Source organism: Symploca atlantica LB2515, assembly GCF_052546295.1.
In genome coordinates, this window is record NZ_JBQWMT010000001.1 from 4,858,909 (window position 1) to 4,882,639 (window position 23,731).

Below are 23,731 nucleotides of genomic sequence, written 5' to 3' on the forward strand. Positions count from 1 at the left end.
AAAGTTTAGACTTTCGTTGACCTTGAACAAAACCCTAAATTACAGGAACTGACAATGGCTAAGAATTTACTCGAACAACTGCGTGAAATGACGACAGTTGTTGCCGACACTGGTGATATCAATGCGATCAAAACCTTTGTACCGCGAGATGCTACGACTAATCCCTCGCTGATTACGGCGGCTGCTCAAATGCCGCAGTACCAAGAAATTGTTGATGAAACCTTAAAACAAGCTAGAGAAGATGCTGGTAGCAGTGCGCCCGCCTCTGAGGTGGCTTCCTTGGCATTCCAGCGACTAGCAGTTTCTTTCGGACGTCGTATCCTGGAAATCATTCCAGGGCGGGTTTCTACAGAAGTAGATGCGAGGTTATCCTACGATACCGAAGCAACAATTGCTATGGCTCATGATCTGATTTCCCAATACGAAGCCGTTGGGGTATCCCGTGAACGAGTGCTGATTAAAATTGCCTCAACTTGGGAAGGCATTCGCGCCGCCGAAGTTCTGGAAAAAGAAGGCATCCACTGCAACTTGACGTTACTTTTTGGTTTGCATCAGGCGATTGCTTGTGCCGAAGGTGGCATAACACTAATCTCTCCCTTCGTCGGGCGGATTTTGGACTGGTATAAGAAGGAAACCGGACGAGATTCCTATCCCCCGGCTGAAGATCCTGGTGTGTTGTCAGTGACCACAATTTACAACTACTACAAGAAATTTGGTTACAACACCGAGGTAATGGGGGCTAGCTTCCGTAACATTGGGGAAATTACCGAGTTAGCGGGCTGTGATTTGCTAACTATTTCACCTAAACTCCTGGATGAGTTGCAATCAACTACAGGGGATTTACCCCGTAAGCTAGATCCGAAAAAGGCAGCTAGTGCTGAAATTGAAAAAATTTCAATCGACAAAGCAACTTTTGAGCGGATGCATGCGGAGGATCCCATGGCATCTCAAAAACTGGAGGAAGGGATTAGTGGCTTCTCGAAAGCTTTGATTGCTCTGGAAAAACTCCTAGAAGAGAGGCTAGCACGCCTTGAAGGAGAGACAACTGTTAGTCATGCTGCCAAGGATATTTTCCAGGTTTATGACTTAGATGATGACGGTTTCATTACCCGTGAAGAATGGGCAGGAACCGATGCCGTGTTTGATGCTCTTGATATTAATAAGGACGGCAAAATCTCTCCTGAAGAAATGGCCGCTGGGCTGGGAGCAGCCTTCCACTTGGCAGCAGTTTAATTCTATTGGCAATTGGTTGGTAGTAAGCTGAAATTGGTATTAACTATTCAGCTACTCTCAACAGGAATAAATTAGCTAAGCAAGTATTAGATAGCCATGTTTAATCGCAATTAAATATGGCTATTTTTTTATTTGACACTCTCCGTCCTATAAGTGCGGAGATTCTTTGTTCATAGACCCAACTTGCTTTAACAGGATTTCTCCAATCAAAGTAGAGGTCGAATCTCCCAAAGCGTTCGGGTTGATGACCCAAGTTCCCACATGCCCTGTGGTACTCAAGGCTGATTTCAGGATGTTGATAGCGGCGTTCCAGTCTCTATCTAACACGAACCCACACTGACAAATATGGGTTCTCATCGATAGGGACTTTTTGACAAGAGTGCCACAACTAGAGCATTTTTGCGAAGTGTAGGAAGGATTAACCGCAATAGTTATCTTGCCAAACTTAACCCCGAAATACTCTAGCCACTTCCTGAATTGATACCAACCTGCATCATTAATAGATTTGGCAAGACAATGATTTTTAACTAAGTTTCTAATCCTCAAATCTTCATAGGCTACCAAATCGTTAGATTGGATTACGCAACGCGCCAGTCTTTTGGCGTGTTCTTCACGTTGCCTACTTATTCTGAGGTGTACTCGTCCTAGTCGATTAATGGCTTTTTTACGGTTGGCTGAGCCTTTTTTCTTGCGAGAAACACGGCGTTGTCTAAACCTCAGCCGCTTCTCGCCTGTTCGATAAAACCTAGGATTAGCTTCAGTGTGTCCATTGCTATCGGTGTAGAACTCTTTGAGTCCAACATCTAATCCAATAGTTTTACCTGTTGGGTTAATGTCTACTTTGTTCTCGGCACTTACCAAGAACTGAACATAGTACCCATCGGCACGACGCACTAACCTAACTCGTTTTATCTGTTCTAACTGGTAGTAGTTTAAATCCCACGTCCCTTTGAGTTTAAGCTTGCCAATCCCTTTCTTATCCGTGAAAGTGATTTGTTTTCGGGTGGCAGAAAGCGACCATCCTGAAGTTTTGTACTCGAGTGATCGACAATTTTTCTTAAACGTTGGATAGCCTTTCTTCCCTGGAATAGCCTTCTTACAATTGCTGTAGAACCGAGCAATAGCGCTATAGGCTCTTTCAACTGCAACCTGACAAGCATGAGAGTTCAAGGCTTTCACGAATTGAAACTCAGCTCTGAGCTTAGTGTTGTAGCGATACAGCTCTTTTTGTCCTACACCTCGATTATCCATCCAGTGACGGATAACTTTGTTGCGGACGAATTGAGCGGTTCTAATCGCCTCATCTATAGCAGCGTATTGAGTTGTTTTTCCCTTAGCCTTGAACTCTAAGACAATCATTTGACGTGGAAAAACCTACATCAAAAACATATCATAAACAAAGTCCCCCTGGAAGGGGGGAGGCTTGAATCCCATTATTTTCGGTCAAATTCCGAGGATGTGGCGAGGGGAATACTCAAATAAATGACGGTAAAATACCTTGACTCCGCTTTTTCGCAATTCAAAGTCCTAAAAGCGATCGCTCAACCTACAATACACCCTTGGAACTGGGGATCGTGCCAGCACGACGGGGATCAACTTCCACTGCCATTCTTACTGCCCTGGCAAAAGCTTTAAAAGTTGCTTCAATAATATGATGCGAGTTGATCCCATCCAATTGACGAATATGCAGCGTCATCTGGCTATGATTGACCACTGCTACGAAAAACTCCCGCACTAACTGAGTATCATAAGTACCAACCCGCTGTGTGGGAATTGCCAAACCGTAGCTTAAGTGAGGACGACCGGAAAAGTCGAGAGCTACCTGAACCAACGCCTCATCTAAAGGAGCCAAAAAATGACCGAAGCGGACAATCCCTTTGCGATCACCTAGCGCCTTCGCCAAAGCTTGTCCCAGGGTGATCCCCACATCTTCGTTCGTGTGGTGATCATCAATTTCCCAATCACCCGTTGCCCGTACCTCCAAATCAATCAGACCATGGGAGGCAATCTGGTGCAGCATATGATCGAGAAAGGGGACACCAGTGGCGGCTGTACAAGCCCCTGTGCCATCCAAATTTAACGAGACTTGTACATCTGTCTCTCCCGTAGTACGGCTGACAGAAGCCTTCCTCGCGTCTAGCTGTTGCTCTTGGCTTTGGCTATTAAGAATACTACGGTCACTGATCTGCATAAAATCTAAGCTTCCGTTTACCTACACGACCGTTGCTACTATTGTCTACTCGGCTATCCTCAAGCCGAAGAGCAGCTCTACATCCCCATCGTCTCGTATCCGGCGTCCACGTACAAGACTTGACCAGTAATTCCACTTGCCAAATCGCTACCCAAGAAAGTCGCCGCGTTTCCTACTTCCAACTGAGTAACAGTACGGCGCAGAGGTGCTATTTCTTCGACGTGATGAATCATATCGAGGATTCCCCCAACCGCAGAGGATGCTAGAGTCCGAATTGGACCAGCGGAGATCGCGTTTACCCGAATGTTGCTTGGTCCGAGTTCAGCAGCTAAGTAACGGACGCTCATTTCCAGTCCCGCCTTGGCAATCCCCATGACATTGTAATTGGGTATGACCTTAACCCCGCCCAAGTAAGTCAGGGTGACAATACTGCCACCTTCTTTCATCAAAGGCTTGGCTGCTGCTGCCAGCCTAGTCAAGGAGTAAGTGCTGATATCCAAGGCTTGGGCAAAACCCTGTCGGGAAGTTTTACTAAAGTCCCCTGATAAATCTTCCTTATTAGCAAAGGCGAGACAATGAATCAGAATATCGAGCTTATCCCACTGTTGAGCAATCGCCGCAAAAGTTTCATCAATCTGGGCGTCATCCTGAACGTTACAGGGCAGAAAGATGCTGGGTTTGAGAGGTTCTACCACCTCTTTAACTTTTTTCTCAAATCGACCCTTTTCATCGGGTAGATAAGTCACACCCAAAGAAGCACCGGCCGCGTGAAGCTGCTGGGCAATGCCCCAGGCGATGGAACGGTTATTAGCAATACCTGTGACGAGAGCGTTTTTTCCAGTCAAATTAAGCATAATAGTAAATATAGTAAGGCTACTTGGCGATTACTCCAACAGAAATTGTCAACTGCCATCAACCGGGTGCATAAGACCAATTTATTTTGGTCAGTCTCATACTTGACTGGTCGGTTAATTGGTTAACTGGGAAAAACTGATTTTTGCTTGGGGCTTACCGATTTAGCCTCAGAACCCTGCCTTTGGTTATGCTGCCAAAATTAGCATTACAAGCCAAATATTTAAGATAAATCTAAATCCCTGTCTATTTTGTAGTATATTTTACAAAAACTATCTGAGACTCGGATGAGTATGCTTGGATACAAGTCAGGGTGTCTCAGGTCGGTTTGTGAGCCTAAAGCTTCGCCGGCAACGAATTGACACCAAGTCTACTAGGCATTGGTGCAGGAGAAACAGATATGGTCGTGACACAAGATAGACCGTTAGCACATGTGTTCCGTCAGATGGGCGGTGGGGCATTTCCACCGGTCGTAGAAACCTTTGAGCGGGGTAAGACAATTTTCTTCCCCGGAGATCCAGCGGAACGGGTTTACTTTTTGCTCAAAGGTGCCGTTAAACTCTCTCGGGTTTATGAGGCAGGAGAAGAAATCACTGTGGCGCTATTGCGAGAAAACAGTGTTTTCGGCGTTCTATCACTGATTACGGGCCACCGCTCTGATCGGTTTTACCACGCAGTTGCCTTTACTCCGGTAGAACTGCTCTCAACCCAGATTGATCAGGTAGAAAAAGCCCTTCATAACAACCCAGAGCTATCGATGTTGATGCTGCGCGGGTTGTCATCTCGGATCTTGCAAACCGAAATGATGATTGAGACTTTGGCTCACCGTGATATGGGTTCTCGATTGGTCAGTTTTTTGTTAATTCTCTGTCGAGATTTTGGGATACCTAGCACCGACGGTATCACAATTGACTTAAAGCTTTCCCATCAAGCGATCGCCGAAGCGATTGGCTCAACCCGTGTTACAGTCACTCGATTGCTGGGGGATCTACGTTCCGAAGGGATGATTTCTATTCACAAGAAGAAAATTACCGTCCATAATCCGGTGGTTTTAAGTCAGCAATTTACCTAATCTGGCAACAAGACTATACCTACAGCGACCATAGGCTGAGGGACAAAAAGAGCTGCTCGTAAGAGCTGTGCTAGCAGGGGGGACAAATTGCTAGTACTGAAGGTGCTTTAGGCAGTGATGATCACAACATCGTTAGTCTAGATGGCATCTTCAAAAGCTCTGTCAGGTCGTCAGTGATGACCGAGAATCCTTTCGGTATAGTTCTTCCTAGCCTAGCGCGCGCAAATTTAGCAATAGTGGGCGCAGCAACAGCGAGTAAGAGCTAGTACTTACCAAAGGATAATATCAAAAAAAAAGTCAGTAATTTTAGTTAGAGAATTCAACTAACGATTTATTTATCTTGCGCCGTCCAGATATCTGGATGGCGCGTTGCTTGTGAAGTTTTGTTTAACTCACTAGTTTCGGTTACTAATTTAAGTTGACCAATTGTATTCTCTCTAGAAAAAAGCGTAACGCACCATAGGCATGAGATAGGCTGTATCTGGAAAGAATAAAGGCAGGCGATGACCAGCGGTTACATCCTGATTATTGCAATTCTAGTGCTGGGAGGCTTGCTCGCCACACTAGGCGATCGCATTGGCTCGCGAGTAGGAAAAGCGCGGCTGAGTTTATTCAAGCTACGTCCCCGCCAGACGGCTACGTTAGTTGCAATTATCACCGGTAGTCTAATTTCTGCCTCGACCCTAGGAATTTTGTTTGGCTTGAGTGAATCTCTCCGGGAAGGAATTTTTGAGCTGGATAACATCTTACAAAAACTCAGACATGCTCGTCGTGATATTGAGGAAATTAATACTCAAAAAAATCGAGTAGAGAATGAGTTGGCTAAAACCAGAGCTAAGCAATCAGACGTTCAGAAACGTCTAGATATTACTAATAAAAATTTCCAGCAAGCTCAAGCTCAACTAAAACAAGTATCTCAGCAAGCTACAGGTCTGCGAAAAGAGATTCAGTCGCTTCTGATTGAACGTCAGCAACTCCTGCAGCAACGAGAGCAACTCACCAGTCAAATTGCTCAACTTAATCAACAAATTACTCAGTTAAAAACGCGAGTTGCTCAAGGAGATCAGGAACTAATCAAGCGAGATCAAACCATTGAAGAACGTAATGCAGAACTTGCCGAGCAAGATGAGGCAATCTCTAAACTTGACAAAAAAATTGCCGTGCGGGACGAAATAATTACGCAGCGTGAAGGCCGTCTCGCAGAACTCGAACAAAAACTTCAAGAAGCAATTGCCCAACGAGAAACTCTTCTTAAAGAACTTGAACAAAAACTGCTCCAAAGAGAAACTGAGCTCGCTGACCGAGACCAAAAGCTAGAAGCAAGAGAAAAACAGCTCACTTTTCTAGAAAGAGAAGTAGAAACTCTAGAGCAATACTACCGAAATTATCAAACTTTACGTGCGGGAAATGTCGCTATTTTACGTGGTCAAGTTCTGGCTTCTGGAGTAGTGCGTATTGCTGAGCCGGAAGCCGCCACGGAGGCGTTTAATCAGTTGCTGCGGGAAGCAAATCGCACAGCCAGGGAAATTACCCTCTCCAGTAATGGTAATTCTGATCAAAGAGTAGTAGAAATCACTCAAACACAAGCTGAACAGCTAATCAACCAAATTAAAGATGGTCAAGACTACGTAGTGCGAATTCTCTCAGCTGCTAACTATGTAGTAGGAGAAAAAACGATACAAGTCTTTGCTGATGCGGCTCTCAATCAAGTTATTTTTCAGGCTGGAGAAGTCCTAGCTGCCACTTCTACCGATTCCTCCGTCATGGGCAGCGAGGAAATACAGCAGCGCCTAGATCAGTTGCTAGCAGCATCTGAATTCCGGGCTCGTCGCGCTGGTGTTCTAGGTAAAATTGAAGTAGCAGATGGCGACAATACCAAAATTATTCGCTTTATTGAACAGCTAAGTGAATACGGACAACCGTTAGACGTGAGAGCAGTCGTGCAAAATAAGACCTATGCTGCTGGTCCTTTAAAGATGCAGTTGGTAGCAACTCAAAATGGTGAGGTAGTTTTCAGGACATGAGATGATTTTAGGTTTTGATCCCGGACGGGATAAGTGTGGCTTAGCAATTATGGCTAGGGAGCGGCAGCTCCTTTACCATCAGGTTGTAGAATCACAAAATGTGATGACGACCATCAAACAGTTATGCCAACAGTTTGCTGTTGACATAATAGTTATGGGTAATCAAACCACTGCCAAGAACTGGAAACAGAAACTTACTCAAGAACTACCTGCCTCCCTGCCAATTATTTTGGTAGACGAACGCTACAGCAGTTTAGAAGCACGCGATCGCTACTGGCAAATGTACCCTGCCAAAGGGATTGAACGCTTGATCCCCAAAGGAATGCGACAACCCCCTCGACCCGTAGATGATTTGGTCGCCATTCTCTTAATTGAACGCTACCTAGGGACTGAGAACGACAGGGTTTGACTACTCCCTCGTTTGAGGTGAGATGGGGTTCGTTGCCAATAGAAAATGGAAAACGGAAAATGGAAAGTTGAGTTTCTAATACCATGATTTGGTTTATAGCCTCAATTTTCCATTTACTATTTAACAATTTAACCATCTTCCATTAAAGTTGAGCTTTTATTGTAAAAACATAATCTCCTCCCGGCTCTAACTGGTAATCACATCGCTCTAAAAAGCGACCGAGTGGCTCCTCAATCAGGGCGCGTCCCAGAGAAGGTCTGACGGATAACTGACCCCCATGGAAACGCCACTTAAATTGCCACTCATACTCTGCGGCTTGAACCTCCCCTTCTAAAAATCCCTGTTGCCAGGAGTGTTTAGTAATCCGGACGTAGGCAGTAGTTTCCGGCAGATGTTTAGAACTCACGATCGAAACAATTCTTAATCTGCTTTAACAGCCTAGGTTAGCAAATTTCTTGATACCTCAGTACTAGATTGTCCTATTTGTAGAACTGATTCGAGAAATTGAATAGAGACTTGAAACCCAAATTTTGGTGAGGAAAGACAGCTTTTTTAAAAAAAGTTTGATATCTGTGTTTTGTTTTGCTAAGAGCGTCGCCGAAATTTCAGTTTAGCCTTGAGTTTATATCGCACCGTTGCATAGACTGTTTTGTAATCAACATTGATACCGTACTCCTGTTGTAACCATTTGTGAATGTCTCCGTAACTCTTGAAGATTAGACGAGGATCCTCAAGACGTTTCTGTAAACCTGCGAGTGCTTCTGGAGGGATTACTGGTTTTCGTCCACCACCGTGCTTAACCTTCAACAGTCCCGAAATACCTTGCTCACGGTATTTTTTTAACCAGTGCTGTACTGTAACTCGGTTCCTACCAATAGCTACTGCCAGATCTTTAACTGTTCTAATTTGACCAGTTTTGAAAAGGTACAGAGCTTGAACTTTTTGAAAGCTAATGGCAGTTTTTTGTTCAGTTAAAAGATTTTTTAGTTCTGTAATAGTTTCTTTGATGTCAAGTTTGCAAACTCCAGCCATGGTGCTTACCTCCTAAAATGAGGAATCTAGCTATACGTAGTCTACCAAGGGAGAAATAATATAGCTTCTAATAAATGAAGCCTCCCATAAAGGACTAGAAAACTACAATAATATAACTGCAATACAAGCAGTTATAAAACAAACTTGTACTCTACCAATTAGCCCTTATACTCCTAAGCTAGCTAAATTAGCCTGACTATCTATATAGATACAATATTTTGCGGTGCAGCAGAGGTGTTCCGCACAGCACATTTTCGTAGCTCACAAAAGAGAAATTTGGCTAGCGCTAGGTGCTACAATCCCGTGGAAACGTCTCTCAAAGATCAAGCTGAGAAGCCTTATCTAGTCTAGGCTATGGTAATTAGGCAAATAGGCATGTCTACCTGCGGAATATAGACGACGAACCCAAGAGGAGACGAGTCGCTATCCTGTAGGAGGGATGCATTAGTGTATTCTCAACCTGGTTAGTTATCGGACATTATGGTCAGAGCAGTTGAGCAAATTGAACAGGATTTAGCAAATCTAGAAGAAATGAGCGCCCTCTTGGCAACAGAAATTTACGGTGTTTACTCTAAATATCTGACGGTACTTGGGCAAGCCGTGCGGCAGCAGCTAATTATGGCGAGTTATCGGGTTTGTACCCAGGGTTATCCTGATTCCTTTGTAAAGTTGCCTTTCAGTCAACGGCAAAAATTGCAGAGTAACGTGAGACACCTAGGTGAACAGGCTAAAGAGGAGTTGCTTTTACACCTAGAGTACTCAGAAGATCTAACTGAGATGGCGGATGAAGAAGAGACGGAGCAAGAGGAAACCGTCTTTGAATTACTAGAGGCTAGCGCTCAAGTGCCGCCAATCGTTCCAGAAGAGTTGCCTGGAACTCTAGAGAAGCCAGAAGAAGAAGATGATGATACTCTAGAAACCACTGATAGTTCTGATGATTTGCCGCTCAAACCAGAGCAGTTACGGCAGTGGCAAAACCAGCTCGAAGAAGCGATCGCACAAACCCTTCAAGATATATCTACAGATATTAATAATATCTTGCAAAAAAGAGGCATAATCCCCGATAAATTGCCAACGGCAGTTTTTGAAGCCGCCGCTAAGGTTGAAGCCTCTTCTGAGTTGACGGCTGGTTCACCCAATCTGATGAACTTGTTGATGGAGATAGAAACTGAGGGGGAAGAAGAAGACTCGACAATCACGCGCATCATTGCCATTAATTTGCGCCTCTCAGAGATCGAATTTGCTGATCCTACTTTGACTGCTTTGCGTAACAAAATTCGGCAGCTATCAGGCAAAACAAAAACCCTCGGGCAAAAATATCACAAAAAACAGCGAGAACTTGCTGTTGCCCAAGCTGAAGCTGCATGGCGTTCTAGTTGGTTCGAGGAGTAACTAAAAATTGAAAATGTTAGATAATTTTTAATTTTTGAAGGTGGAAGTCGTGGTGCAAGAATCACCGGATTGGGTGCGATTACAAAAAGCTCTTTCAGTGGAAGTTGAAAGGGGTTGTACTGACTTGGTAGGTAAGCAATACTGCTTTAGCGAGTTTCTTTGCCTGAGCTTAGGTAAAACTCCTGAGAACCTCAGCTTAGCAGAACGACGTCAATGGCAAGAAGCTGCTACCAAGTTTGCCTACTATCCTCAGATGACTTTTGAGGAACGGCTACATGTAATCGCAGATACTCGTCGATTTTTGCAACAGGTGCAACAAGAAATTCAGCGCCGTTTAACTGAGGGTGAGCCAAAATCAGAGCCTGCTCAATCGAAGTCTCCTCGAACGACGCCCTTAGTAGAAACCAACAAAGAAACTACTTCCTCTTACTTAGGTACACCCAAGAGAAATCTTGACCTACCACTGGCGGAATTTGAACCAGTCGGCCTAAGAAAAAGCGGATATTTGGCACGTCTGGGTGTTTATAAAGTACGCGACCTCCTCTATTATTATCCCCGTGACCACATTGACTACGCCCGTCAAGTCCATATCTCTAAATTAGTTGTCGGTGAGACAGTAACCATCATGGGAACAGTAAAGCGCTGTAGCTGTTTTACGAGTCCCCGCAACAAGAAATTGACGATTTTCGAGATCATGCTGCAAGATCCCACTGGGCAAATTAAGCTCAGTCGCTTCTTTGCTGGTACTCGTTACTCGAATCGCGGCTGGCAAGAAAGGCTCAAGCGCCAGTATCCTGTAGGGTCAGTAATTGCCGCCTCTGGGTTAGTCAAAAAGAATAAGTACGGCGTGACTTTAGAAAACCCGGAACTGGAAGTTTTAGAAAGCCTTGGTGGCAGCATTGACTCAATGAAAATTGGTCGAGTTTTACCAGTGTATCCCTTAACAGAAGGTGTGCCGGCTGACTTAGTGAGACAGGCAATAATCGCTGCCTTACCCAGTGCTGCTCAACTCAAAGACCCCTTGCCAGCCGCCTTAAGAAAGCAGTACGGTTTAGCTAAGCTCAAAGATGCGATCGCTAATATCCATTTTCCCGAAAATAGTGACCTACTCAGCCATGCCCGACGGCGATTGGTCTTTGATGAGTTTTTCTACTTACAATTAGGTTTTCTGCAGCGCCGCAAACAGCAACAGAAAGCTCAGAATAGTGCCGTCCTCGCCGCTACTGGTCAACTAATCGACCAATTCCATCAGTTATTACCCTTTGAATTAACCAATGCTCAGAAGCGAGTAGTTAACGACATCCTCAATGACTTGGCATCAGAAACGCCGATGAACCGCTTAGTGCAAGGAGATGTTGGTTCGGGTAAAACGGTTGTGGGTGTAGTTGCCATCCTCGCAGCCATTCAATCCGGCTACCAAGCAGCGCTGATGGCTCCCACAGAGGTGTTAGCAGAACAGCATTATCGTAAGTTAGTTAGTTGGTTCAATCTGCTCCATTTACCAGTCGAATTACTAACGGGTTCGACAAAAGTTGCTAAACGCCGGGAAATCCATTCCCAGCTAGAAACTGGGGAATTGCCTCTGTTGGTGGGTACTCATGCTCTCATTCAAGACAAAGTAAATTTCCAGCGACTCGGTTTAGTGGTAATTGATGAGCAGCACCGCTTTGGCGTACAGCAACGAGCTCGTTTGCAGCAAAAAGGTCAGTCTCCTCACGTTTTAACCATGACAGCAACGCCAATTCCCAGAACCCTAGCGTTGACTTTACACGGTGATATGGATGTCAGTCAGATTGATGAACTTCCTCCAGGACGGCAGGAGATTCAGACTACAGTAATGGCAGGAAAGCAACGCAACCATGCCTATGACCTGATTCGTCGGGAAATTGTGCAAGGGCGTCAATGTTATGTAGTATTGCCCCTGATTGAAGAATCAGAAAAATTAGACGTGCGTTCTGCTGTAGAAGAGCATCAAAGACTTTCTGAGAGTATCTTCCCAGAATTCCAGCTTGGTCTACTTCACGGTCGCATGAGCTCGACGGAAAAGGACGAGGCACTTAACGCTTTTCGTGACAACCAGACCCAAGTTATTGTTGCCACAACAGTGATTGAAGTGGGGGTAGATGTACCAAATGCGACAGTGATGTTGATTGAAAATGCTGAGCGATTTGGCTTATCTCAGCTACACCAATTGCGAGGTCGTGTAGGTCGTGGCTCTCATCAATCTTACTGCCTACTCATGAGCGGTTCTAAGACTGATACAGCCCGTCAACGTCTGGGAGTGTTGGAACAGTCCCAGGATGGCTTTTTCATTTCAGAAATGGATATGCGCTTTCGGGGGCCTGGCGAAGTGTTGGGTAAACGCCAGTCGGGATTGGCAGATTTTGCCCTAGCTAGTTTAGTCGAAGATCAAGATGTCTTAAATTTGGCACGGGATGCGGCAGAAAAGGTGATTCTTCAGGACGAGAAACTGGATAGTTATCCTTTAATGCAAGCCGAGTTAGAGTATCGCTATCAGCGGTTAATGGATGGGGCAATTCTGACGTGACTTCTCCCCCCCTGACAAGCGCAGGATTAGTCGCCAAGGGAAAAGGGAAAATAGATACTATTAGCAGAATGGCACTGATTTAAGAAAAATCATCTCATCTCAACCGACCAATCCTTGTGCAGGGGGTTTGGGGGAGGCACTCCGTCCCCCAATGGGGGGTTTGGGGGGAAGTCCCCCCAAGCAGGGTTTTTCACGACAAACCAGTATTTTCTGCTTCAGTCAGTGCCATTCGCTATTAGCCAAATTCTAGTGTGAGAGTTCAATTTTCGATGTTCTATTAAATATTGGCACGCCCAGGGGCTAAGTATAGCTAGTTCTCACCAGGCGTCGATGATTGCATTGCTATACTTACCCCTAAAATCCGACCATTTAGCAAAGATTTCCCCAATAATTTGCGATGCCGACAGCGCTTGTGATATCAGTGGTGGGTATTTTGATGCAGTAGTCCCTTGATCACGGATTAGACAGCCAAAATCATCCGACAATGAGTCATACTGCAATTTTGGAACGGAAGGTAACTATGGATACACTTGCCTATTTTCATCTGGCTGCCAACTATGAGGCACCTACCAACCTGGAACTAGGAACAACCCTCTGCTACAGATTATGTTTGCAGGAACTAGACCGGGTGAAACGCCTGAAAGTCAACTCGCTGTCATTGATGTTGTTTAGTGTTGCTCTGTTTACTCTAATCTGGACTAACTCAGCCCAGGCGGCTCTAAGAAGAGGTAGTAGTGGTTCTGAAATTACTTCTCTCCAGAACAATTTGCAAGCGATTGGCTACTATGACGGCCCAGTTACAGGATATTACGGTTCTCTGACTCAAGAGGCTGTGTTTAAATTTCAGAAAGCTAATGAACTAACTCCTGATGGAGTTGTTGGTCCAGAGACAAGTTCCGCACTCTCTTCTAAGTTAGCGAAACCGACACCTTCCCAACCAGCAACCCCTCCCCCTGTAGTATCATCCCCTATTGTCACTGATAAGACTTCCGCATTCGGTCGTCCTAATGTGATTCTCAGGAGAGGATATCGCAGTTCTTTAGTTACTTCCCTACAGAAAAATTTACAAATAATTGGTTACTATAACGGGCCAGTTACAGGATATTATGGCTCTCTGACTCAAGAGGCTGTTACCAAATTTCAAACACAAATGGGTCTAACTCCTGATGGCATTGCTGGCCCTGTGACCCTCTCAGCTTTAGAATCTGGTTCTGCAAAAACAGCCTCCTCGAAAGTAGAAGCCCCAGTTTCTGAATTTAATCAAGAACCTTTCATCGAAAAACCCAATAATTCACGCCAAGAACAAAGCAATTTACCGAAAAAGCCAAATAACACATCACCAGAGAAGCCAAACAACACATTATTAGAAGAACAGAGTAAACCCCAAGATAATCAACAAGCGTCCGCCAACTCTCCCACTCAGATGACGCTCAAAAAAACAATTGCTGGCAAAATTTCACCTAAATCTGTAGTCCATTCGGGTAATGGTCTATTTTTTGCCCAAAACATGATGTATAGCCACACCATAACGGTTTATGACCGGGATTATAACTTAGTAAAAACAATTCCCGATTCTGTAAATTTGGCGAAGTACGGATATTCTAAGTTTGATAGTACTTACAACGGTGCTCCGGTAGAGGCGAGTTTTTCTCATAATGGCAAGTACGCCTGGGTTTCTAACTATAAAATGTATGGGTCAGGCTTTAATAATCCTGGTGATGACGAATGCAGCCCTGCTCAAAATACTGATAATAGCTTTTTGTACCGCATCAATACCGACAATTTAAATATTGAAAAAGTTATCCAAGTTGGGTCAGTTCCTAAATTTGTAGCGGCTTCACCTGATGACCGCCTTATATTAGTTACCAACTGGTGCAGTTGGGACTTGAGTGTAGTTGATACAGAAAAAAATCTGCAAGTCAAAAAGATTAAACTGGGTCGTTATCCCCGTGGCATTGTCATAAATTCGGCTTCTGAAAAAGCTTATATTGCTGTGATGGGTTCTTCTGATGTTGCGGCAGTAAATCTCAAAGACTTTTCAGTAGAATGGCTAAAAAATATTGGTAGTTCACCCCGCCATTTGAATATTGACCCTGCCGATCGCTATCTTTACACTACTTTAAATGGCGAAGGGAAAGTCGCAAAGATTGATTTGTCTACGGGTAAGGTACTCAAAAAGGTTACTACAGGTAATGCTCCTCGCAGCATGACCATCTCGGACGACGGTCAATTTCTCTATGTGGTGAATTATCACTCCAATACAGTTAGTAAAGTTCGCACTAGTGATATGAAAGTGCTGCAAAGTGTCAATGTTAATGCTAACCCAATTGGCATTACTTACGATCCAGAAACTAAAGAAGTTTGGGTTGCTTGTTATTCTGGCAGCATTTTGGTGTTTCAAGGCTGATCACAAGTTGCTTTGATCGTTAATTGTTAATTGTTAATTGTGTCTGTAAGCCAGATTCTGGTGTTAAAAGCTCAATTTTTAATTCTCAATTTTCCCTTGACGATGTTAGCGAAGCGTCTGGCAAGGGTTATCCTTTTTATTCTTGAGATAATCATGCAGCCAGTCGCAGCTAAGTTTTGATAACTCATTGAGGTCTACATAGAGATCCAAATTCCATAAAAGCACTGTTTTTTCATCAATTGCCCAGGCCGTCATTTGTTCATTAGAATTAAAACTGACACTCCAATCAGAATCACCATACCTTGATAAACTTCTTAAGAGGTTCCCTTCTCGGTTCCAAAGTTTGACCGTCTTGTCTTTACTCATGGTGGCAAGTATTCTGCTGTCGGGACTGAAAGATACTTGGTAAACTTCCTCTCGATGTCCTTCTAGGGTGTTGAGTAGATCACCTTCCCTATTCCAGAGTTTGACGGTCTTATCTTTACTCATAGTGGCAATGATCTCTCCATCAGGACTGAAAGACACCCCGATTACATAATCACGATGCTTGTGATTAGTACCCTCTCCCAGTTCTTTGAGAAAGGTGCCATCACGATTCCAGAGAATGACTGTTTTGTCCCAAGAAGCCGAGGCAATCATTTCACCATCTGGGCTAAAAGCAACTCCATAAACTCGGTCACGATGCTTTGATAGAGTTTTAAAGAGACTACCGTCACGCCTCCAGAGTTTAACCGTCTTGTCCCAAGAAGCCGAGGCAATCATCTCACTATCTGGGCTAAAAGCAACGGCGTAAACCTCATTTTTGTGTCCTTCAAGGGTATGGAGTAACTGACCATCTGTGCTCCAGAGTTTGACCGTTTTGTCGAAACTTGCTGAAGCAATCATTTGACCATTCGGGCTAAACTCCGCTTGACTAACTATAGATTCATGACCCTCAAGGGTGCCTTTGAGCCTACCATCTTTACTCCAAAGTTTAACTGTGCCATCGAAACTGGCCGTGGCAATTGTCTCACCATCAGGACTAAAATCTAAGCTGGCGATACGATCGCTATGACCTGAGAGGATTTTTTTGCGTAAGGGAGTATTAGGTTTCCAGAGTTTGACGGTGTTGTCCCCACTAGCCGTGGCAATCGTCTGATTAACAGGGCTCAAAGACAATCCGTAAACCATAGAACCATGGCCTGACAAAGTATTGAGTAGAGTACCATCTAACTTCCAGAGTTTGATAGTTTTGTCCTTACTCGTTGAGGCAATAGTCTTGCCATCAGGACTGAAAGCCACTCTAACTACCTCATAACCATGGCCTGACAAAGTATTGAGTAAGCTGCCGTTTGTCTTCCAGAGTTTAATCGTCTTGTCCCTACTCGCAGAAGCAATAGTTTTACCATCGGGACTAAAAGCCACTCCAAAAACGCGATCGCTATGACCTCTAAGGGTATTCAGCAAGCTGCCGTTTGTCTTCCAGAGTTTGATAGTCTTGTCCCAAGAAGCAGAAGCAATCGTTTTGCTATCTGGGCTAAAAACAACTCCGTCAACTAGATCATCATGTCCCCTGAGGGTATTAAGTAAAGTGCCATCTCTCTTCCAGAGTTTGATAGTCTTGTCTGCACTCGCTGTAGCAATCATCTGGCCATCTGGGCTAAAAGTGACTCCAAAAACTCCATCGGTGTGACCTTCGAGAGTCTTGAGTAGAATGCCGTCTTTACTCCAGAGTTTGACCGTTTTATCGAAGCTTGCTGTGGCAATTAGCTGACCATCAGGACTAAAATCTACACTGTTAACGCGATCGCTATGGGATTCATCTTTGCTGTGAAGTTTATTGTCTACTAAGGTTCTCAGATATTGACCATCCTTACTCCACAGTTTGACTGTTTTGTCGAAACTTGCTGTGGCAATTAGCTGGCCATCGGGACTAAAATCCACTCCGATAACCTCATCTTTATGATCTTCCAGGCTGTTGTACTCTTTAATTGCGTCAACTGTCTGCCATAATGTCTCTGCAACCTGGTTTTGAACATCATCTTTTCCCCCGACTAATGTCTCCAATTTTTGCCGCGCTTCAATAGCTTTTTTGAGGGCTTCAAGTTCTTGATTCGAGTCAAAAAGTTCCTTTGATTCTGCTAGAGTTTCTTTAATGTGGGATATTTGTGTTCTTTGGTACAGTGCTACCAAACCTAATCCCAAAGCTAAGGTGGCAAAGATAATTACTACTCGTCGTTGGCGTCTCTTAGTATATTGAGCCTCTTTGAGACGTTTTTCTAAATCTTCGTCGTATTTTCTTTGGATGGGATCGACTAAATAATCGTAGGCTAAGTGATAGCATTCTTTTGAACCTGAATGGAGATGAATCACTACACCAGCGTTTACCAAGGTATTTAAAATTCTGTCGAGTTCGCCGTTGTGAGGCTTTAAGGTAACTGCCAACTCTTCTTTAGTCTTAGAAGTACGGATACCTTTTTCATCTGTTAACAATGCCAAGACTTTCCAAATAATATCTTGGTGGCTAATGCTACAATCTTTGACAATAGTTTCTAGCCATTGCTCAACGGCAACTTCAAACTTTTTCTCTAGGTCAAAGCTGTATCTTTTACGAATTGGCTTAACCAGATAATCATGAACCAGTTTGTAGTGGTCTTCTGGCTGCGATCGCAAGCGAAAAACTAAACCAGAACCCATCAAAATTTCTAAAATTAAGTCCAACTTAGAAGCCTGGGATTTGAGCGCTGTTGCCAACTCATTCTTAGTTCTTAAAGGACGAGTTCCTTTATCATCGGCTAAAGATGCCAAGACTTTCCAAACAGCATCTTGATTAGCACTACCGCAGTCTTGGACAACTGCCTCTAACCACTTTTCTACCAGTTGAGCATTTGGGTTAGAACCAAGATTTTGATACTGTTTTAGTGTAGTAATTTTATCTTCTTGGAGTTGCGCTCCTACCACCTGCAACTCAATAGGTCGCACTTCCCCCAATTCGGCAGCTAGATTTTTTACAAACTCATCAATTAGGGCTGGTTTCATTTGTAGTTGAGAGCGTTTTGTCAATCCTTCAATGATGGATTTTGCATTGACTTTGGAGAAATTCCCTAAATAAAAAATGATATTTTTATTGAGAATATCATTGTTAATAACTTCGAGGTCAGTACAACGATCGCACTCTAACAAATAGTGCAGATAATCTTCCCGCATCGACAAGATAACCTTCACTAAAGGAGTATCTAAACAATCCCGGAAAAAACTATAAAAATCCCTTCGCTGTGCTGCATCTGTACAAACGAAAAAAAACTCTTCAAACTGGTCAAAAACAAGTACCGTTAGTAAATTGCGGTTCTCATTTTGTCTTAATTGTTCAATTATTGTCGTTGCAGAACTAGGTGCAACAGGTAAAACAATACCTTTTTGGTTAAGGGCCCTACTTAGTGATTTGCCTAAATCCTTAGCCCAATTAGCGTAGACTCGTAAGGTGATCGGCAAAATGTCTCTAGTACCCATAATAGTTTCTTTAAGAGCTGGTACTAATCCTGCGTTAACCAGAGAACTTTTACCTACTCCTGACTGACCATAAATCACTGTCAGTTTATGTTCCGGCTTACCAATTCTTTCAATCAAATACTCAACATTTTGTTTTCTTCCTGAAGCAATAATTTCTTGGGCAACTGTGTCCTGATTTTTCCCTTGTGGAGATAGATTTAACCCAGCCTCCACTGATTTTTCTTGTCGCTGAGGCTGCAAGCGTCCCGCACCGATAAAAGCACGACAACCGAATTGTTGCTCAAGGGAACGTCGCTCTTGTTTAATCCGAAAGGCTTCTAGATACTGATTTTGTTCAAAATAGAGCGATCGCAACTCTTCTAAAATCTGAATGTAAAGTCGTGGATTGTCCTCTGGTTCAGTTCCTTGTGCTTGTTTGAGACTATTAATAGCCGCCTCAACTTTGTCCAATTGTCGTAGGCTTCGCGCCAAAAGTAACAGATATAAACCTTGATATTTTTGCTGTTCCTTGGGCAAAAAGTTCAAAATTTGCAGTGCTTGTTCTGCCCAATACTGAGCTTGAGTAAAACTTGGCTTCTCTCTATTCAAAGCCACTTCCGCCAAGAAACCGTAATCTTGAGCTAGCTGCACGCTCATACCATATTGTTCATGCAGCCGCTTAGATTGGTTTGCCAGTATCTGCAATTGTTTCCAGTTTTTCAGCCTGCGCAGTACCTTACCTAATTGACCAATAAACTTAGCAACTAAATCTGACCGTTTTGCTTGCTCAAAAACTTCCAGACATTGGCGAAAATAAGGCAGCGCTTCCTGCCAACGGAGAAGATTTTCTTCCCGATTTAGTTTAGCTTTGCGGTAATAGCATAGCCCAATATGAAATAATAAAGCTCCTTGGCGCTCTAAATTATTGCTTTGTTGCCAAAAAGCTAGACTTTGCCGATATTGTCTTACAGCCTCATCGAGTTGATCACTGACGTAAGCGTCACGGCCACGAACAAATTGCAAACATGCTTCTAAATCGGGAGTTAATTGCTGACCAAAATTATTTAAATCCCTCAAAGCTGACTTGAGTTCTAGCCGATAGCGCGTACTGAAGATGTCTTCGGTAGGTACAAATCGATCAGCACCAGCATCCAAAATCGCTGAAAATAGATACTGTGATCTCTGCCGCAGAGCCTCAAGTAAAACTTCGGGTTCAAGAGTAAATACAGTGCGCGTTGTCCAATTCTCAAAATCAGGCGCTAAGCGAATGAACTTGCGCACAATTTCATCATTGACCCACAATATCAGTGGAAAGCGGCAATGTTTACGAAACTCCTCCCGCACTGAGTTGATCGAAGTCAGTAGCTGATCAATATCGCTGACTAACTCTAACCCAGATACCATCACTGCCGATGGCTGTTCATTCCCTAGCTGCTCTCGGATAGTGGTGTAGAGTTTCTGGACAGAAGGTTCCAAGACAATTTCTCGGATTTGCACTGAGCAAATTTTTTGCAGTTGCTGTACCATCTGCTTCCGTAATTCACCGTAGTTACAGCGAGCCAAAATTAAAGAAAATTGACCCAGAGAACTAGGGATTGCCCAAACTAACTCCTGTAGAGACTTCTCGTTATTTTGGGCATTTTGAGGGGGGGAGGAGTGCACTTCATTCATCAGCTTATACGCCAGCTTCTACTACCGAGCTCATCGGAGTTTCAAAGATTAAATTCTTTGGCATCTGCCAAAATCGGATTGATATCAAACCAAGATTCTTCAGAAGTTCGATACTCATAAACAAACATGCTGCGAATCAGTGTTTGGTATCCATGATCTCCGGCTACTTTTTTGTGTTGTGCTACTTGGCGCAGTAAGACCCACTCCTCATGGTCAATCGCCAGGATTCTTTCATCGCGGTACTCTCGAATCACCGCTTCTAAGCTTCTGCCAGAGATGGGTAATCCCCTTTCTTTTTTAATCGAGTCATTAAGAAGTCGCAGCAAATTCCGCACATGGCCACCACTAACTCTGCATAAGCGATCTAAAGTCTCAGGAATATCAAATACTTCTGTTATCTTGCTCAGGCGCTGCTGTTGCTCATAATCTGGAAAAGCTCTTGCTAACACCATTTGGCGCAGCAACCTCATACCTTCAGAACACTCACTCCCATCGCGCCATCGTACTGGCACCATTGGCAGTACTTGTGGTCTGACAATAAATCGCTGGATTAGGGTGCCAAAGTCATTGGAAAATCTCAATGCTAAGGGCATGGTATATACTAAGTGGCAATTAAGTCCTCTGAGTTGCTCACCTCGGTCTACAAATAGATACTCTTGTTGAGGTCGTCCCCAGGACTTAGGAGTACTATCAACTTTGTCGAGATTATCAACAATTACTACTAGTCCTTTTTTATGGTGCTGCTTCAACTTCTTCCTAGCTGGCTCTAGTAGTTCTGAGTTAATTGCCTCTAAAATACCGTTGGTTCGTGGTTCAAGATATCCTCTCAATTTATTGCGAAGGTCAGGACTAGCTTTCGCCTTTGCCGTGATTTTACCAATGCCAGTAGCGATTAGTGAAAGTCCGTCCTCTTTGCTAGCGGTAAGTTTACCTATTCCAGGAACACCAACCTCAGCCGAGAAATTTCCTTCGCTGCTAGCCGAAACTTGACCAAGACCAAGAACTTTGGCTTCTGCGGAAAGTTCGATTTCTCCTAACAGCTTGGCAGCGCCTGCGAGTATATTTTTGAGTCCTTTAGGTTCTGCTAGTTTAATGTCTTCTAGGCTATTGATACTTTCACTGACCCGGCGGGCAATTGCCAGCAAAATATCGCCGACATCAACGTCACCCATTTCTAAGTCTTGAGAGGACTCAAAATAGACCACATGAAATCCTACCAATTCTAACTCCGCCTTGAGGCGCAGTAATTCTGTAGATTTGCCGCAGCCGATATGTCCAGTAAGTAATTGGCAAGTGGGGTCATCAGGTGCCCAGATAGTAATATTATCTCTCAAATCTTCAATAACTTGACCACCGCGCACCGAAGCAAAATCAATATAATATTTTTGATCTTCTTCAGAATTTTCCACGAATAAAGTTCTACCTGGATTCGTGGCTTGAAAAAATTTATGTAAATCCAGTCTCATAAGAAAACCAAATAAATTTTGGGGAATGCACCTCAGTTTAATCAGAATAAGTTCATCTACTAATTAGCTACCAAAGAAGATCACTGCATTCCGGATGCTGTCCCAGATTTTTACTCAAATGGAAGGGTTCCCCTAGGCTGTTTAAGACTAATTGATACTATTACTGTTATTTTGATTCTTCTGATACCAATTTTTTATGAAGTTGCACTTTATTTAACCCCTGACTGTCGCCGTCCTTGTTAGTGAAGGGAACTACAGGGGGTAATTGATTAAGTGCATTGTCACCATGAACCGACATAACCATAAATTAAGTAACTGAGTCACTCCTGTCTATCAACCAATAACTCTGTCGTTTTGAGCTGCTAAATAGTTCTCACTTTTAATGACTAACTTTTATGTTTCGTGTCGCTATTGGTAACAATTATTTACACAATTGGCATCAATGGCACGGAGTCAAGCCGCTCGAGCACAAAAAACTCAATAAAAAGTATCAAAATATACAGAAAATTAGATTGGTCTGAGTGTAAACCAATCTCGGATTTTGGGGGTTAGAATGGTCGCTGTTGTCTACAGCCAAGTCAAAATAAAAACTAAGTGCAACTAAATCTCGTTGAGTTAAACAGCCCTTCTGAAGAGAAATCACTAAATAGTCGTCCCTCAGAACTTCCCTTCACCCTACAACAGCTAAAATCTGCTATTCCGGACTATTGCTTTGAGCCATCTCCGGGGAAATCACTTTTTTACTTCTTCCTAGATATCTCAATCATTGGTCTCCTCTACGGGATGGCCTTTTTTTTTGATTCTTGGTGGTTATGGCCAGTATTCTGTCTAATGCAAGGCACTATGTTTTGGGCGCTATTTGTCGTTGGACATGATTGTGGACACGGTTCCTTCTCACGCCACAAATGGCTCAATAACCTGATTGGTCATCTTTCTCATACCCCCATTCTCGTTCCCTTCCATGGTTGGCGCATTAGCCACAGAACTCACCACCAAAATACTGGCAATATTGACACCGACGAAAGCTGGTACCCTGTCACCGAAACCAAGTATCAGAGTATGAGCTGGTGGGAAAAGCTTTTGCGCTTTGAGGTATTGCTTTTTGTCTATCCGCTTTACCTGTTTAGACGTTCTCCTGACAGAGAAGCTGGTTCCCATTTTTTACCAGATAGTCCTCTGTTTAAACCATCAGAAAAGTGGGATGTGATCACGAGTACCATCTGTTGGGTTTTGATGGTAGGCTTTTTAGCCTGTCTAACTTACCAGTTCGGCTGGCTGTTCCTGCTGAAATATTATCTCGGTCCTTATGTAGTTTTTGTCGTCTGGCTGGACTTAGTAACCTTTCTCCATCACACAGAGCCAGATATTCCCTGGTATCGTGGTAAAGACTGGTACTTCCTCAAAGGTGCTCTTTCGACTATTGACCGTGATTATGGATTGTTCAATAACATTCACCATAATATCGGCACCCATGTTGCTCACCATATATTCCTCAGCATGCCCCATTACCATCTGAAAACGGCAACTGAGGCTATCAAACCAATTTTGGGCGACTACTACCGAGCATCGAATCAATCAATTTGGCAGGAATACTGGCGCTCTTATCGTAGCTGCCATTTTGTCCCAGATACGGGAGCAATGGTTTACCACCGCTCGAAAAACGAGATTACTGCAGATTAATCAATAGTGTGAACTAACCCCACTTGAATCAAGATTACAAGTGGGGTTAGCTCAGTCAATTTTGGTCAAGATTATCGACGATGATCACGAGTCCCTGGTAGCGGTGCTGTTTGAGTTTCTTAACGGCAGGTTCTAAAAGTTCCTGGTTAATTGCCTCTAAAATGCCATTGGTACGGGGCTCTAGATATCCTCTTAATGGCAATATTCCCTCAAGTTGCTGCTTGAATATAGTGGTAAAAAAAATTAACCACAGATGTACAAGAGATAAAACATCAAGTTTTCACAA

The 23,731-nt window shown here is 43.6% G+C and carries 15 protein-coding genes and 1 pseudogene; 8 read left to right on the forward strand and 8 right to left on the reverse strand.

The features are described 5' to 3' along the window. Positions 1-54 precede the first annotated feature (54 nt). Positions 55-1,233 carry a transaldolase gene (locus tag ACT7WV_RS20180; RefSeq protein ID WP_445104607.1) on the forward strand — a complete coding sequence of 393 codons (1,179 nt, stop codon included), beginning with the start codon at positions 55-57 and terminating at the stop codon, positions 1,231-1,233. Between the two features lie 147 nt (positions 1,234-1,380). Here the strand turns inward: ACT7WV_RS20180 and ACT7WV_RS20185 are convergent, their stop codons facing one another. The 3 genes from ACT7WV_RS20185 to fabI all read right to left on the reverse strand — a co-directional run bounded on the left by ACT7WV_RS20185 (position 1,381) and on the right by fabI (position 4,278). Beyond that, positions 1,381-2,592, reverse strand: coding sequence for an RNA-guided endonuclease InsQ/TnpB family protein (locus ACT7WV_RS20185; protein ID WP_445101400.1), 1,212 nt, complete (start codon positions 2,590-2,592; stop codon positions 1,381-1,383). Positions 2,593-2,779: 187 nt separating this feature from the next. Then, entirely contained in the window at positions 2,780-3,424 is a 645-nt protein-coding gene (gene hisB / locus ACT7WV_RS20190) for an imidazoleglycerol-phosphate dehydratase HisB (protein WP_445104608.1), read from the reverse strand. Between the two features lie 77 nt (positions 3,425-3,501). Next, on the reverse strand, positions 3,502-4,278 hold the full coding sequence (fabI, locus tag ACT7WV_RS20195) for an enoyl-ACP reductase FabI (RefSeq protein ID WP_445104609.1): 777 nt from the start codon (positions 4,276-4,278) through the stop codon (positions 3,502-3,504). 398 nt (positions 4,279-4,676) lie between these two features. Between fabI and ntcA the strand changes: the two genes are divergently transcribed. From ntcA to ACT7WV_RS20210, 3 genes are all read left to right on the forward strand, one after another. Further along, positions 4,677-5,348 (forward strand): global nitrogen regulator NtcA, encoded by a 672-nt coding sequence (ntcA, locus tag ACT7WV_RS20200; protein WP_463424282.1) that lies wholly within the window; start codon positions 4,677-4,679, stop codon positions 5,346-5,348. 503 nt (positions 5,349-5,851) lie between these two features. Further along, complete coding sequence (locus tag ACT7WV_RS20205) at positions 5,852-7,372, forward strand: DUF3084 domain-containing protein (protein ID WP_445104610.1); 1,521 nt, start codon at positions 5,852-5,854, stop codon at positions 7,370-7,372. A 1-nt stretch (position 7,373) separates the two neighbouring features. Continuing rightward, positions 7,374-7,781 carry a pre-16S rRNA-processing nuclease YqgF gene (locus ACT7WV_RS20210; RefSeq protein ID WP_445104611.1) on the forward strand — a complete coding sequence of 136 codons (408 nt, stop codon included), beginning with the start codon at positions 7,374-7,376 and terminating at the stop codon, positions 7,779-7,781. Between the two features lie 142 nt (positions 7,782-7,923). On the opposite strand, the gene ACT7WV_RS20215 is transcribed toward ACT7WV_RS20210, so the two are convergent. Both ACT7WV_RS20215 and ACT7WV_RS20220 read right to left on the reverse strand, forming a co-directional pair. Further along, a complete protein-coding gene (locus tag ACT7WV_RS20215; protein ID WP_445104612.1) occupies positions 7,924-8,187 on the reverse strand; it encodes a DUF3146 family protein in 264 nt (87 codons plus the stop codon). Positions 8,188-8,366: 179 nt separating this feature from the next. After that, positions 8,367-8,813 carry a helix-turn-helix domain-containing protein gene (locus ACT7WV_RS20220; RefSeq protein ID WP_445104613.1) on the reverse strand — a complete coding sequence of 149 codons (447 nt, stop codon included), beginning with the start codon at positions 8,811-8,813 and terminating at the stop codon, positions 8,367-8,369. A gap of 480 nt (positions 8,814-9,293) precedes the next feature. Between ACT7WV_RS20220 and ACT7WV_RS20225 the strand changes: the two genes are divergently transcribed. The 3 genes from ACT7WV_RS20225 to ACT7WV_RS20235 all read left to right on the forward strand — a co-directional run bounded on the left by ACT7WV_RS20225 (position 9,294) and on the right by ACT7WV_RS20235 (position 15,160). Further along, positions 9,294-10,205, forward strand: a complete 912-nt coding sequence (locus ACT7WV_RS20225; protein ID WP_445104614.1) for a hypothetical protein — start codon at positions 9,294-9,296, stop codon at positions 10,203-10,205. 49 nt (positions 10,206-10,254) lie between these two features. Beyond that, positions 10,255-12,753, forward strand: coding sequence for an ATP-dependent DNA helicase RecG (gene recG / locus ACT7WV_RS20230; protein WP_445104615.1), 2,499 nt, complete (start codon positions 10,255-10,257; stop codon positions 12,751-12,753). Between the two features lie 520 nt (positions 12,754-13,273). Next, positions 13,274-15,160, forward strand: coding sequence for a peptidoglycan-binding protein (locus tag ACT7WV_RS20235; protein ID WP_445104616.1), 1,887 nt, complete (start codon positions 13,274-13,276; stop codon positions 15,158-15,160). A 105-nt stretch (positions 15,161-15,265) separates the two neighbouring features. Here ACT7WV_RS20235 and ACT7WV_RS20240 read toward each other — a convergent pair whose 3' ends face one another. Beyond that, positions 15,266-20,299, reverse strand: coding sequence for an nSTAND1 domain-containing NTPase (locus ACT7WV_RS20240; protein ID WP_445104617.1), 5,034 nt, complete (start codon positions 20,297-20,299; stop codon positions 15,266-15,268). Between the two features lie 41 nt (positions 20,300-20,340). After that, positions 20,341-21,765, reverse strand: coding sequence for an ATP-binding protein (locus ACT7WV_RS20245; RefSeq protein ID WP_445104618.1), 1,425 nt, complete (start codon positions 21,763-21,765; stop codon positions 20,341-20,343). A 594-nt stretch (positions 21,766-22,359) separates the two neighbouring features. Here ACT7WV_RS20245 and ACT7WV_RS20250 point away from each other — a divergent pair. Next, complete coding sequence (locus tag ACT7WV_RS20250; protein ID WP_445104619.1) at positions 22,360-23,445, forward strand: fatty acid desaturase; 1,086 nt, start codon at positions 22,360-22,362, stop codon at positions 23,443-23,445. Between the two features lie 61 nt (positions 23,446-23,506). Here ACT7WV_RS20250 and ACT7WV_RS20255 read toward each other — a convergent pair. After that, positions 23,507-23,641 (reverse strand): annotated as a pseudogene (locus ACT7WV_RS20255) (ATP-binding protein); the annotation flags it as partial. Positions 23,642-23,731 lie beyond the last annotated feature (90 nt).